At 45.2% G+C, this 13,422-nt stretch carries 11 protein-coding genes; 7 read left to right on the top strand and 4 right to left on the bottom strand.

The features are described from left to right. Positions 1–68 precede the first annotated feature (68 nt). A complete protein-coding gene (gene pfkA / locus KJB35_RS25855; RefSeq protein ID WP_005381521.1) occupies positions 69–1,031 on the top strand; it encodes a 6-phosphofructokinase in 963 nt (320 codons plus the stop codon). 90 nt (positions 1,032–1,121) lie between these two features. On the opposite strand, the gene KJB35_RS25860 is transcribed toward pfkA, so the two are convergent. After that, positions 1,122–2,504: an MATE family efflux transporter gene (locus KJB35_RS25860; RefSeq protein WP_017635565.1), complete on the bottom strand. Its 1,383-nt coding sequence runs from the start codon at positions 2,502–2,504 to the stop codon at positions 1,122–1,124. 240 nt (positions 2,505–2,744) lie between these two features. Here KJB35_RS25860 and KJB35_RS25865 point away from each other — a divergent pair, with 240 nt between their 5' ends. The 4 genes from KJB35_RS25865 to KJB35_RS25880 all read left to right on the top strand — a co-directional run bounded on the left by KJB35_RS25865 (position 2,745) and on the right by KJB35_RS25880 (position 8,953). Next, entirely contained in the window at positions 2,745–3,035 is a 291-nt protein-coding gene (locus KJB35_RS25865) for a co-chaperone GroES (RefSeq protein WP_031855216.1), read from the top strand. Positions 3,036–3,112: 77 nt separating this feature from the next. Next, a complete protein-coding gene (gene groL / locus KJB35_RS25870) occupies positions 3,113–4,759 on the top strand; it encodes a chaperonin GroEL (RefSeq protein ID WP_005381509.1) in 1,647 nt (548 codons plus the stop codon). A 1,247-nt stretch (positions 4,760–6,006) separates the two neighbouring features. Beyond that, a complete protein-coding gene (gene ltrA, locus KJB35_RS25875; protein ID WP_238842952.1) occupies positions 6,007–7,668 on the top strand; it encodes a group II intron reverse transcriptase/maturase in 1,662 nt (553 codons plus the stop codon). 721 nt (positions 7,669–8,389) lie between these two features. Beyond that, positions 8,390–8,953, top strand: coding sequence for a VC2662 family protein (locus KJB35_RS25880; protein ID WP_005395435.1), 564 nt, complete (start codon positions 8,390–8,392; stop codon positions 8,951–8,953). A 100-nt stretch (positions 8,954–9,053) separates the two neighbouring features. On the opposite strand, the gene KJB35_RS25885 is transcribed toward KJB35_RS25880, so the two are convergent. After that, positions 9,054–9,551: an MgtC/SapB family protein gene (locus tag KJB35_RS25885; RefSeq protein WP_005381504.1), complete on the bottom strand. Its 498-nt coding sequence runs from the start codon at positions 9,549–9,551 to the stop codon at positions 9,054–9,056. Between the two features lie 95 nt (positions 9,552–9,646). After that, a complete protein-coding gene (gene epmB / locus KJB35_RS25890) occupies positions 9,647–10,669 on the bottom strand; it encodes an EF-P beta-lysylation protein EpmB (RefSeq protein ID WP_053307395.1) in 1,023 nt (340 codons plus the stop codon). Between the two features lie 32 nt (positions 10,670–10,701). On the opposite strand from epmB, the gene efp reads away from it, so the two are divergent. Then, entirely contained in the window at positions 10,702–11,268 is a 567-nt protein-coding gene (gene efp / locus KJB35_RS25895; protein ID WP_005381500.1) for an elongation factor P, read from the top strand. Positions 11,269–11,535: 267 nt separating this feature from the next. Then, positions 11,536–12,939, top strand: a complete 1,404-nt coding sequence (locus KJB35_RS25900; protein ID WP_005386397.1) for an SPFH domain-containing protein — start codon at positions 11,536–11,538, stop codon at positions 12,937–12,939. 103 nt (positions 12,940–13,042) lie between these two features. On the opposite strand, the gene frdD is transcribed toward KJB35_RS25900, so the two are convergent. Next, entirely contained in the window at positions 13,043–13,420 is a 378-nt protein-coding gene (gene frdD / locus KJB35_RS25905) for a fumarate reductase subunit FrdD (protein WP_238842825.1), read from the bottom strand. Between the last annotated feature and the right edge of the window lie 2 nt (positions 13,421–13,422).

Here is a 13,422-nt window from a genome sequence, read left to right on the forward strand (position 1 = left end):
CAGGTTGCTTGGTAACAAGGGGCCTAAAAGAAAATTAAATAATTGATTGCCAAAGATCGAGGGTGAGCATGATTAAGAAGATCGGTGTTTTAACAAGTGGCGGTGACGCACCTGGTATGAACGCTGCGATACGCGGCGTAGTACGTACAGCACTATCCGAAGGATTGGAAGTATTCGGTGTGTACGACGGCTACCTAGGCCTATACGAAGGCCGCATCGAGAAGCTAGATCGTTCTAGCGTTTCAGATGTGATCAACAAAGGTGGTACGTTCCTAGGTTCTGCACGTTTCCCTGAATTTAAACAAGTGGAAGTTCGTGAAAAAGCGATTGAGAACCTGAAAAAACATGGTATCGATGCACTAGTGGTAATCGGTGGTGATGGTTCGTACATGGGTGCGAAGAAACTGACTGAAATGGGTTACCCATGTATCGGTCTTCCGGGCACAATCGACAACGATATCGCAGGTACGGATTACACTGTGGGCTACCTAAGTGCACTAAACACCGTTATCGATGCAATCGACCGTTTACGTGATACTTCTTCATCTCACCAACGCATTTCAATTGTAGAAATCATGGGCCGTCACTGTGGTGATTTGACTCTGATGTCTGCAATTGCGGGCGGTTGTGAATACATCATCACTCCGGAAACTGGTCTAGACAAAGACAAGCTGATCAGCAACATCCAAGATGGTATCGCTAAAGGTAAGAAACACGCGATCATCGCGCTTACTGAGCTAATGATGGATGCTAATGAACTAGCACGTGACATCGAAGCCGCGACAGGTCGTGAAACTCGTGCAACAGTACTTGGTCACATCCAACGTGGTGGTCGTCCAACTGCATTTGACCGCGTATTAGCATCTCGTATGGGTAACTACGCTGTTCACCTATTGATCGAAGGTCATGGTGGTCGTTGTGTAGGTATCGTGAAAGAGCAACTTGTTCACCACGATATCATCGACGCAATCGAAAACATGAAGCGTCCAGTACGCAACGATCTATACAAAGTTGCTGAAGAGTTGTTCTAAGCAAGCTTGAAATAGATAAACAAAACCGCGGCTTTCCGCGGTTTTGTTGTATTTGAGAATCAACAAAAAGAAACTAGTGATAGACGAGTGTTAAGACACGCTGCTCTGCTCTATGAGCGTTAATTTTCGCTCGCGCAGCGCAAACAAGTAGCCCAGTAGCCCACCCAACGTATTCCCAACCGCGATACCGATAAACAAGCCTTCAATGCTGTAGATTTGGCTCCCGACCCACGCCGATGGCAAGGTAAAAATGAACAGCCGCATAAAGCTCCACTGGAATGCACGCAATGGCTTGTGCATCGCATTCAAACCACTGACTAACATCATTACGATGCCTTGGAAGCCATAACTAAATGGCACCACCAGTAAATAATGCCAAAGCAGGTTTTTCACCGCATCTTCCTGAGAAAACAGCGCAGCCAGAGGAATGCTCAGTGGCACCATCATCAAGAAGATAAACCCTTGGAATACCACTGCAAAACGCATGCTAATAAATAAACCGGAAAAGGCTCGTTGCGGTTGTTTGGCTCCTAAATTTTGTGCCATAAACGGTGTGAGGGCAGAGGTCAGCGACATCAATACTAAAATCAATATGGACTCAATACGCTGCGCTGCGCCGTAAGCAGCAACCGCCGCTGTACCGTGGTTGGATAACAGCATCATCAGAATGGCACCGGACAACGGATTCATCGCGTTTGATAACGCTGCAGGGGTACCAATTTTTAGTGTCTGTTGCCAGTCTTGTTTCAGCAAAGCCCATTGGGGTTGAGCAAGCAATTTTTCCCGTTTAATTAGCACATAGAATGAGCCACACAAAGCACCTAACCAGCTAAAGGCACTTGCTATGGCTGCGCCTTGAATGCCAAGTTCCGGAAAAGGGCCATAACCGAAAATCAACAATGGATCGAGCATGCCATTAATCAAACCAGCCAACATCATGACTTTTGCTGGTGTTTTTGTGTCGCCAGTAGCTCGGATAGCACTGTTGCCCGCCATTGGGATCACTAGCAGAGGAATGGTGAGATACCAGACCTGCATATACTGCTCAATAAGAGGGATGAGATCATCAGACGCACCAAGAAAACGAAACAATGGCGCAATGGTGGTAAAGCCAATAGAAGACGCGATAGCCACAAGTAACACGGCTAATAACAAACCGTGGGTGGTGAACCGTGCAGCTTGTGGTGCATGACCTTGCCCAAGCAAGCGACCAATATTGGTCGATAGTCCCATCCCAATCCCCATCGTAATGCAGTTAACCGCAAAGGTGACAGGGAAGGTATAGCTGATAGCCGCTAGCGCTTGAGTGCCTAATAACGAGATGAAGAAGGTATCGACCAAGTTAAACATCAAAATCGCGATCATGCCCATGGTCATGGGTACGGTCATTTTCCGCAGCGTTTCAGGAATGGGTGCGGTCAACAAACCATGCTTATCGGTCGCTTGGGGTTCCAGCTTGTTATTTTCCTGCATGTGTGACAACTATCTGGTGAGCAAACTGCAAGGATACAAGAAAGCGAGATGCCGAGCGAGTGAGCATTTCTAACGCAAACCGTTGCCTAGTTGTTCGTTATTTTAACTAAGTCACAAAAATTTTGTGCCACCCCCTTGGGATCGCTGCTTCGACCCCTTATATAGGGATCACGTGTCTGGGGCTACAGTCCCTAAGGACAATTATCAAATAAACATGGAAATTTTCAGGAGAGACGACCGATGAACATTCGTCCATTACATGACCGAGTTATCGTTGAACGTAAAGAAGTTGAATCTAAGTCTGCTGGTGGCATCGTTCTGACTGGTTCTGCTGCAGAAAAATCGACTCGCGGTATTGTTCTAGCTGTGGGTAAAGGCCGCATCCTAGAAAACGGCACCGTACTGCCACTAGACGTTAAAGTCGGTGATACCGTTATCTTTGCTGAAGGTTACGGTACAAAAACTGAAAAAATCGACGGTAAAGAAGTGCTTGTCATGTCTGAAAACGACATCATGGCGATCGTTGAATAATAGCAATCATTGAGTAATTTTTTGCTCAGATTCAATTACGAAATTACACACAAAGAATTTTAGAAAGGAAATCAAAGATGGCTGCTAAAGACGTTAAATTTGGTAATGACGCACGAGTTAAAATGCTGGAAGGTGTAAACGTTCTGGCTGACGCAGTAAAAGTAACACTGGGTCCTAAAGGACGTAATGTCGTTCTAGACAAATCTTTTGGTGCACCGACTATCACGAAAGATGGTGTATCAGTAGCGCGTGAAATCGAGCTGGAAGATAAATTCCAGAACATGGGCGCACAAATGGTTAAAGAAGTTGCGTCTAAAGCAAACGACGCAGCGGGTGACGGTACAACAACAGCAACGGTACTAGCGCAATCTATCGTTAACGAAGGTCTAAAAGCAGTCGCGGCGGGCATGAACCCAATGGATCTTAAGCGTGGTATCGACAAAGCTGTTGCTGCGGCAGTTGAGCAACTAAAAGAGCTTTCTGTTGAATGTAACGATACAAAAGCGATCGCGCAGGTTGGTACTATCTCTGCAAACTCAGACGCAAGCGTAGGTAATATCATTGCAGAAGCAATGGAGCGTGTGGGTCGTGATGGCGTTATCACGGTTGAAGAAGGTCAGGCGCTACAAGACGAGTTAGACGTAGTAGAAGGTATGCAGTTCGACCGCGGTTACCTGTCTCCTTACTTCATCAACAACCAAGAATCAGGCAGTGTTGATCTAGAAAACCCATTCATCCTTCTAGTAGACAAGAAGATCTCAAACATTCGTGAGCTTCTTCCAACGCTAGAAGCTGTCGCGAAAGCATCTCGTCCACTGCTTATCATTGCAGAAGATGTAGAAGGCGAAGCGCTAGCAACATTGGTTGTGAACAACATGCGTGGCATCGTAAAAGTTGCAGCTGTGAAAGCACCTGGCTTCGGTGACCGTCGTAAAGCAATGCTACAAGACATCGCTATCCTAACTGGCGGTACTGTGATTTCTGAAGAGATCGGTCTAGAGCTAGAAAAAGTTGCACTAGAAGATCTAGGTCAAGCGAAGCGTGTTTCTATCACGAAAGAAAACACGACTATCATCGATGGTATCGGTGAAGAAGAGATGATCTCTGGCCGTGTTGCTCAGATTCGTCAACAAATCGAAGACGCAACTTCAGACTACGACAAAGAGAAACTACAAGAGCGTGTTGCTAAACTGGCTGGCGGTGTTGCAGTAATCAAAGTCGGTGCAGCGACTGAAGTTGAAATGAAAGAGAAGAAAGACCGTGTAGAAGATGCGCTAGCCGCAACTCGTGCAGCGGTTGAAGAAGGTGTTGTTGCTGGTGGTGGTGTTGCACTGATCCGTGCGGCATCTAAGATTGCTCACCTAACGGGTGACAACGAAGAACAAAACGTTGGTATCCGCGTTGCACTACGTGCAATGGAAGCGCCAATCCGTCAAATCACGAAGAACGCAGGTGAGGAAGACTCAGTGGTTGCGAACAACGTGAAAGCGGGTGAAGGTAGCTACGGCTACAACGCGGCAACAGGCGAATACGGCGACATGCTAGAAATGGGTATCCTAGATCCAACTAAAGTTACTCGTTCTGCACTACAATTCGCAGCATCGGTTGCAGGTCTGATGATCACAACTGAAGCGATGGTTACTGACCTACCGCAAAAAGACGCGCCAGCGATGCCTGACATGGGCGGCATGGGTGGCATGGGCGGTATGGGCGGCATGATGTAGCGCGACAAGAGTCGTGTTAACTAAAACCTCAACTTCCCAGTTGAGTCAGAAAGCTGTATGCTTCTGAAGTCCCCCCTTGTGGTTAAAGGGAAAAAATAACCTTCATATGAAGGTCACCATCTAGCGGAGCTTTAAGCTACTAGTTTGGTTATTACAGTACAGTTAGGAGAAATATTTCACTATTAGAGGGAAGCTTACCTTCGATGGTGTAAATACCTAACAAAACGTACTGTCTCACCGAAAACACCTTTGGTTTTTCGGAGCCTAATGGGTACCCAGCCCCATTTTTGCATCAATAACCCTCCTCAAAGAGCCCTTGGGTGCACTTTGAGGGAGGGTATTTGATGTAGTCCTTCCTAGTTGACATTTTCAACTAGTCATAGCGTTTACACGCTGATCAAGAAACAAGGAGTAACTGACCTTTGTCATTTGCTTCTCTCGTTTTCTTTTGCGTCCTGCAATAGCAAAAACAAAGTCCTATAACTAAGCTTTGAAGCTTAGTCGTACAGGGGTGATGTACTTGCATTTTTAGTTAACGCGCTTAAGTCTTTGCTTGTATTGTCTTGCTCTCAACAGCAGTTTGATGTGATAAGACCTACTTTGTAGCAAGTAGTAGCCTAGGGATAGTGCGAGTCTGGTAACGGACTGGTGCGGAGCTTCCTGACAATGTACCCCCTGTAAAGGTGTGTTCTTCGTGTGAACGAATAATACAGAGATCGGTAATGACATCCGATCAAGGGGCTAGGCTAAGTTATAGGGTTAACATATGTGAACTACTGATAAACAACGTCAGCCGCGACGAGCGAAATGTCTTTGATACGCTCTGACCAAAAGGTACGTGGACAGGATATTCTCTTTACATCTGGGAATACGCTACTGTTGTGCCACCGTTGAATAGGTAGAACCTAAGTAACTAGTTGTACAAGTAAAGAAACTTGGTAAGCCCAATTATTCGCCCAAGTGGCAGGTGACTCGCAAGGGAAGCTGTTGGATAAGTGGGTAAAGGAATTATGGAGGAAGCGAATGCTTGGCTGTAATGGTCGAGATAGAGGTTCAGGCTTTGCCTTAACCCGAAAGGGTGCTGACTTCCATTAGGTCTTTAATCGCAAAATGGCTTGTAAAGCTGAAGGCTGATTAACGAAATTTGCCTCGTTAATCAGAAACTATCCCCTAAGGGTGAATGACAAATCACCCCTACAGGGAGATTTATCTTCATTTTCATGGGGGTCCACCATGAGGAAAGCAAGATGAGTAACATTCAGTGTTTACCTGCATTCTCACACCAGAATGATGGCTGGCATACCATAGATTGGAAGCAATGCCATCAGAGGGTGAAGAAGCTACAGGTACGGATTGCGAAAGCAACACAAAGTAAAAACTGGCGACAAGTAAAGCAACTACAGAGAATGCTTGTGAAGTCCTTCTCTGCAAGAGCATTAGCGGTTCGAAAGGTAACTGAGAACCGAGGAAAGAAAACACCTGGTGTTGACGGAGAAATCTGGAATACACCGAAACTGAAGTGGGAAGCGATACATAATCTCAGCCGAAAAGGTTACAAACCGATGCCGCTAAGACGTGTTCATATTCCCAAAGCCAATGGCAAAACCCGACCGCTGGGGATTCCGGTTATACGTGATAGAGCGATGCAGGCATTGTACCTGTTAGCTTTGGAGCCGATATCGGAAACCACTGCGGATAGGAATAGCTACGGCTTTAGACCTCACCGTTCTTGCGCTGATGCTATCGAACAATGTTTCGTGAACCTCAGCCGTAAGTCGAGTGCCCAATGGGTGCTGGAGGGCGATATCAAAGGGTGTTTCGACCATATCAACCATAACTGGCTTATTGCCCATATTCCTATGGATAAAGCGATATTAAAGAAATGGTTGAAAGCCGGGTTTATGGAGTCCGGAAGTTGGAATCCTACAGAAGCAGGAACACCACAAGGTGGAATTATCTCACCGGTGCTTGCCAATATGGCCTTGGATGGGCTGGACGAGGTATTGGAATCTCATTTTGGGAGGAAGAATACCAAAGCGAGTTACAAAACCAAGGTTAACTATGTTCGCTACGCGGATGACTTCATCATTACTGGTATCTCGAAAGAGCTGCTGGAAAATAAAGTGCTACCTCTAGTAGAGGTCTTTATGGCCGAACGGGGGTTGACACTATCGAAGGAAAAGACGCTGATTACGCACATAGAACAGGGGTTCGACTTCTTGGGGCAGAACGTACGTAAATATAACGGCAAGATGTTAATCAAACCGTCGAAGAAAAACGTACAGGTTCTGTTGAACAACATACGAGATTATCTTCAATCGCACAAAACGGTGCCAGCCAGAGCAGTTATTGCCAAACTGAATCCAATGATTCGGGGATGGTGCAACTACCATCGCTGGATCTGTGCGAGCGAAATGTTCAAGTACGTGGATTACCGGATCTGGAAAATGCTCTGGAAGTGGTGTACGCGCATTCATCTGAACAGACGTAAACGCTGGATTAAAGACAAATACTTTAAGGCAGTCGGAAACCGAAGTTGGGTATTTAGTGCGCCAAAACCAGAAGGAGAAGATGGCCACTATCGCCTGCTAAGTGCAGCGAAAGTGAAAATCGACAAGCACGTAAAAATTCGGGCTACAGCCAACTGTTATTTGCCTGAAGACGAACAATATTTTGAGCGTCTGAGGATGCAAAGATTGAAGAAATCTTTGGCGGGTAACATGAAACTGTGGAAGATTGTTGATAGACAAAACTTTCAATGTGCGGTTTGCCATCAACAGTTTAACTCAGAAGACGAATGGGATATTCACCATATTGTCAGGCGGGTTGATGGTGGCACCGACAATAGCTCGAATTTGATGATGTTGCATGTAAATTGTCACCGTCAATTACACTCTTCATACGTGTAATTTTTTACTTTTGTGAGATAAGATACTTTTGTCACCAATATAGAGATATTCAGGAGGTTTCTTTTGGAAGCATTTTTGAGTGTCTCCAATTCACATACTAGCTAGCACTGGTAGTCTTGGCTGAGAGGGGACAAATCAGGAAGGTAGTGGGATAGATACGAGAGCTGTTTTTGTCATGCTCATGTTGACCGAAAATATTAATGCTAGTTGATATTGAGCGGACCACGAAAGTTGAGAGGTAGGCCAAGTGAAAATTGAATCCAATCAACTCCTTCAACCTATTTCATCAAAGTTGCTGGTATCCATTTCTAGTGGATACTTATAAAGGCTTGAGCCGTATGCGGGGAAACTCGCACGTACGGTTCTTAGGGGAGGGACGGCTAGTAATGGCTGTTCCTTACCCGACAGCCAGCTTATCTCATCGCTCTAAGGAAGCCCTTATAGCGGAAAGATAACCGACCAAACCTTTAAAAGTCGAGGCAGATGCCTCGACTTTTTTATGCGTGCCACCTGAGAAACATGACGTCCTGGTGTGGCTTATCATGAAATTTTTGAGCGTAAAAAGCGCCATTTCAGAAGCAAAAAATCGAAGAGAAATATTTTTTCTTTTGAGTCAGATGGTTAAATCTGACCTATTGCTAACACTTTTTGAACGGGGACAGAGCAAAATCTGAACATTACACTATGTTGTAAATTGTTGCTTCCCATCATGGAGATGAAAATGAAAAAGCTTATGACGTCATTGGCGGTTGCAGCCGCTATCGCATCACCTGTTGCTTTAGCCGACAGTACACCTGTGATGTTCTCTACTATCGATAACACAAACGCACCCTCTAATTCCTCAGTAGGTGGCGTTCGTTTAGCTGTGTTGCATGGGCAGGTAAATGAGGTTAAAGGTGTCGACTTTTCACTGCTTGGTATGTCAGAAACGGATCGTACGACAGGTGTGAACTTTGGTCTGTTTTTTGGTGCAGCAAAAGTAAATCAAGAAATGAAAGGCGCGTCTTTAGGCTTAGTTAACTGGAACCAAGGTCAGACGACGGGTGTTAACTTGGGTGCTGTTAACATTACGAACAACGTAAAAGGCTTGAACTGGAGCGCGGTGAACTATTCTGAAGGCTACACCATGGCGGATGTGGGCTTAGCGAGTATCTCTAAGAAGTCTAATTTCCAGTTTGGTTTCTTCAACATGACCGATCAAATCGATGGCGTGCAAATTGGTCTTTTGAACTGTGCGGATAACGGTTTCTTCAAGTGTTTCCCACTCATCAACTTTGCTAAGTAATCCCTGAGAAAGTCAGAATCTTTATATACAGAAAGCCCTCGATGTTTGTCGAGGGCTCTTTAATTACTGATGAGATGAAGCGAGTTTCTCGGAGCGTTAACTATTTAATTAATCGTGATGAAGTTTTGCGTTGTTGAATTCTTTGATGAACACCGCGGCGTAATGCTTTGATGTGGTTTTCTGCTTTATCCACACCTAACAACACGGTTAGTGTCAGGAGAGTAATAACCACCGACTGCGTTAAATAACCCAAACCTATCATCAAACCTAAACCTGCTAGCACCCATATTACAGCCGCGGATGTTACGCCATGGATTTTTCCATCAAGTGTCATCATAACGCCAGCGCCTAAGAAGCCGACGCCAGTAATGATCTGACCAAGCACTCGTGCTTGATCAAGTGTATTTGGCGATAACGACACTGCCATCGACATAAACAGGTAGGTGCCTGAAATAATTAATATTGCTGTGCGAATGCCAACCGGTTTACCACGAGTTTGGCGCTCTATACCGATCATGAGCCCATTAATGGCGCAGCATAGTAGGGCAGGCCAACTGAATGGGCCAAGATCGAAAATTTGTTCGAATGCTGTATGCATCTTGACCTCCAAAAGTGCGGAGTATGCATAGACTTACCGTGCAAAGCGAACAAAAATAATCAATCTAGACGACAAATTTAATTGAGTGTCAGAGCTTATTCTAAATGCAAATCCAACGGCGTTTTACTTGGCCTGCCACCAACTTCTCGTGTGAGTTTTGGTACCAGATAACCCGATACACGCGTGATGAGTCCGCGCATAATAGCTTTCGCTTCTTCGTCCGAAATAAAGTAGTGCGCTGCGCCTTGCACCTTATCAAGAACGTGGAGGTAATAAGGCAAGATACCCGCGTCAAATAAGGCCTCACTTAACGCCACTTGAGCTTCTACCGAATCATTCACGCCTTTCAGCAGAACGCCTTGGTTTAGAAGCGTAACGCCCGCTCTTTTGAGCTTGAACATCTGTTCAGCAAATTCGTCATTGATTTCGTTGGCATGGTTGATGTGAGTGACGAGGATGATTTGTAACCTTGATGCTTGCAGAAGTTGGCATAGTTCATCAGTGACTCGAGCAGGAATCACCACAGGTAAACGGCTATGAATACGCAGACGTTTGATGTGAGGAATGTGAGCAATGTGCTCTAAAAGCCAATGAATCTCATCGTCTTTTGCCATTAATGGATCACCACCTGAGAAGATGACTTCGTTCAACTCTGGTTGTTGTGCCATGTACTCTAAGCACTTGGTCCAGGCTTGTTTCCCGCTTTTGTTCTCTTGATAAGGGAAGTGACGACGAAAACAGTAACGGCAATTTACCGCGCAGCCACCTTTGACAATCATCAGGGCGCGGTTGCGATACTTGTGTAGCAGGCCAGGGACTTCATTGTCCTGCTCTTCCAATGGATCATTGGAGTAACCCGGATGCACCTCAAATTCGTCGCTCAGTGGTAAAACCTGACGTAAAAGAGGGTCTTTAGGGTTGCCTTTCTCCATCCTATCGACAAAACTTTGCGGTACACGCTGTGCAAACAGCTTGCGCGCGGCAAACCCGTCTTGCCACGGTGAAGGATCAATTTCCAGTATTTCGAGCAATTTTGCAGGATCAGAGATCCCATTCGCCAACTGTTTGAGCCAGTTTTGCTCAACAGATTCGACTTTTCGGGTTATTATGTGCGGCATTGAATTTAGCTCTAAGAATGTAAGAGGAAAAAATGGCTACAGTTAGCACCAATGAATTTAAAGGCGGTCTTAAGTTAATGCTTGATAACGAGCCTTGTGTAATTCTGGAAAACGAATACGTTAAACCAGGTAAAGGCCAAGCGTTCAACCGTGTTAAAATTCGTAAACTTCTTTCTGGTAAAGTGCTAGAGAAAACATTCAAGTCTGGTGACACTTGTGAAGTGGCAGACGTAATGGATATCGACCTAGATTATCTATATTCAGACGGCGAATTCTACCACTTTATGAACAGTGAAACGTTTGAACAGATCGCAGCGGATGCAAAAGCGGTAGGTGAAAACGCTAAGTGGTTGGTAGAAAACAACACTTGTATGATCACTCTTTGGAACGGTAACCCAATTACTGTTACTCCACCAAACTTCGTTGAGCTAGAAGTTGTAGACACTGACCCAGGCCTGAAAGGTGATACTCAAGGTACTGGCGGTAAACCAGCGACGCTATCAACTGGCGCTGTTGTTCGTGTTCCTCTGTTCATCTCAATTGGTGAAGTGATTCGCGTAGATACTCGTACTGCTGAATACGTAGGTCGTGTGAAGTAAGCACTTTATATGATTGTTAGAAAGGTCGCTTCGGCGGCCTTTTTTATTGCCTGTGATTCTTCTCTTTTAATCCCTCTGCGTAAAACATCGATATCCTCCGCAAATTTTTGATGATTTTGTATTATTCGTAAAAATCTTATTTATTCCATGAATCTGTCGATTATTCCTTAATGTAACATTTTGATACATTAGTACTTGTTGCTGAGTTGCATAGCAATCTGATTTTTATCGATTTAACTCAGTAACAATCCAAAAAAGGAGAACAAAATGGAAAGCAGAGGTTTAGGAAGGGGTTTAAAGGTGGAAGAAAGACGTCAGTTACTACATAAAGGATTAAAAGCAGCCGTATTTGGCGTACCGCTGTTGGCAATAGGCTTAACGATTAATAGCTCGGTGCTGATGACCGATGCGGGTTACAGCTACGTGCATCAGAATAATATTACTGGTGAGTTGGATGTGTTTACTGAACCTGGCATTCATTTTCGTATGCCATTTCTGTCCAAAATCACCAAGTATGACCAAGTGATCACCGTGTCATTCGGTAACAGCAAGGGCGAAGATTTTTATCAACGTCTTGATGCGATTCAGGTTCGATTTGCCGACACCTATATTGGTCAGATCCCCGTAACATTCCGCTTTAAGCTCAGTAATGACCCTGAAGCGGTGAAGAAGATGCATAAAGAGTTCCGCAACAACAGTAACTTGATCGATGCGCTGCTTGTAAAGAACGCACGTAACGTAACGGTGATTACCGCAACCCAATACACGGGTGAAGAGTTTTTCCAAGGTGGTTTGAACCAATTCAAATCGAAACTTGGCGATCAGTTACGAGAGGGGATTTATCTAACAGAGCGACGTCAGGTTGAAGTGGAAGAGTTGGATCTTGCGCCTGTTGGGGCGAATCAAGCCAATCCGAACCAATTACAGCGCACCAATCAACTGGTATGGAAAACTGTGCCAGTCGTAGACAAAACCGGGCAACCAATTCGTCAAGACAATCCGTTACAACAATACGGTATTCAAGTGACGCAGGTGACCATTGGTGACCCGCAGCCAGAAAAGCAATTAGATCAGCTATTGGCAGATAAAAAGCGTTTAGTGGCGGATCGTATTCGCGCGATTCAGGAACAAGAAACTTCGAAAGCACAGGCAGAGACCGAGCAGTTACGCAAAGAGATTCAACGAACACGTGAGGTGCAAGACGCTCAGCGTGGTAAAGAACTCGCAATTATTGCTCAGCAAAAAGAAGTGGAAGTTGCACGTCAGATTGCAGAGCGTGAAATCGTTGAAGTGGAAAAAACCAAACGACTTGCTGAAGTAGAGAAGGAGAAAGAGCTAGCTATCGCAGAGGCTAACTTAGCGATTCAAAAAGCGAACGCACTTTCTGCTGAGTTTGAAGCGAAAGCGATATTAGCGAAAGGTCGCGCAGAATCTGAAGTCCTAAAAGGTAAGTATGCGGCGTTAGGAGCAAACCGTGAAGTTTACTTGGCAGAATTGAATCGAGACGTAGCGAACTCGCTGTACAACAATTTGCAAAACTTCCAAGTTCAGATGCCACAAAATTACATTGGTGGAAGTGACGAAACGGGCTTGAAAACAAACCTAGATGTGATTACTGGCTTTGGTGCTCTGGGTCTTATGGACCAGACAAAGAAGGTCGCACAGCAATAAGATCATGGGTGGTCAAAAGCTTAAAAAGCAAAAAGATCATAGGTAACCCAAAGCAATAAAAAAGCTGGCATTTAGCCAGCTTTTTCTTTTTTTGGTCAGTCTCTTAAATCATGAAGATAAAGATAACTGCTAGTGCAGTGATGAGGCCTGCAAATGCATAGCATGCAATTTTACCAATCACACCAGTGTGGAACTTAAGGTCGTGCATGCCGTGGTGTACACGGTGCATTGCATGCCACATTGGCAATGCTAGCGTGCCAATGATGAATAGCGCACCGATGATGCTGGTTGCGAAGGCAGAGACACGCTCGTAGCTCATCGCTTCTGCGTCAATCACGCCTAGTGGGACCAAGACACCTAGCACAAGAACGGTGATTGGCGTGATCATCGCGAACCAAGTACCACCTGCGCCAAACAGACCCCACCAGATTGGCTCATCAGAACGTTTTGGTGATGTGTTTACACTATAATTCGGTTTCATTG

The organism is Vibrio sp. D431a, assembly GCF_030248655.1.
GTDB lineage: Bacteria > Pseudomonadota > Gammaproteobacteria > Enterobacterales > Vibrionaceae > Vibrio > Vibrio alginolyticus.

Bases quoted from the DNA above. Each gene is read 5' to 3' on its own strand.
- efp (WP_005381500.1), top strand. From the start codon at position 10,702: ATGGCTACAGTTAGCACCAATGAATTTAAAGGCGGTCTTAAGTTAATG.
- KJB35_RS25885 (WP_005381504.1), bottom strand. From the start codon at position 9,551: ATGCATACAGCATTCGAACAAATTTTCGATCTTGGCCCATTCAGTTGG.
- KJB35_RS25865 (WP_031855216.1), top strand. From the start codon at position 2,745: ATGAACATTCGTCCATTACATGACCGAGTTATCGTTGAACGTAAAGAA.
- frdD (WP_238842825.1), bottom strand. From the start codon at position 13,420: ATGAAACCGAATTATAGTGTAAACACATCACCAAAACGTTCTGATGAG.
- pfkA (WP_005381521.1), top strand. From the start codon at position 69: ATGATTAAGAAGATCGGTGTTTTAACAAGTGGCGGTGACGCACCTGGT.
- ltrA (WP_238842952.1), top strand. From the start codon at position 6,007: ATGAGTAACATTCAGTGTTTACCTGCATTCTCACACCAGAATGATGGC.
- KJB35_RS25880 (WP_005395435.1), top strand. From the start codon at position 8,390: ATGAAAAAGCTTATGACGTCATTGGCGGTTGCAGCCGCTATCGCATCA.
- KJB35_RS25860 (WP_017635565.1), bottom strand. From the start codon at position 2,504: ATGCAGGAAAATAACAAGCTGGAACCCCAAGCGACCGATAAGCATGGT.
- groL (WP_005381509.1), top strand. From the start codon at position 3,113: ATGGCTGCTAAAGACGTTAAATTTGGTAATGACGCACGAGTTAAAATG.
- epmB (WP_053307395.1), bottom strand. From the start codon at position 10,669: ATGCCGCACATAATAACCCGAAAAGTCGAATCTGTTGAGCAAAACTGG.
- KJB35_RS25900 (WP_005386397.1), top strand. From the start codon at position 11,536: ATGGAAAGCAGAGGTTTAGGAAGGGGTTTAAAGGTGGAAGAAAGACGT.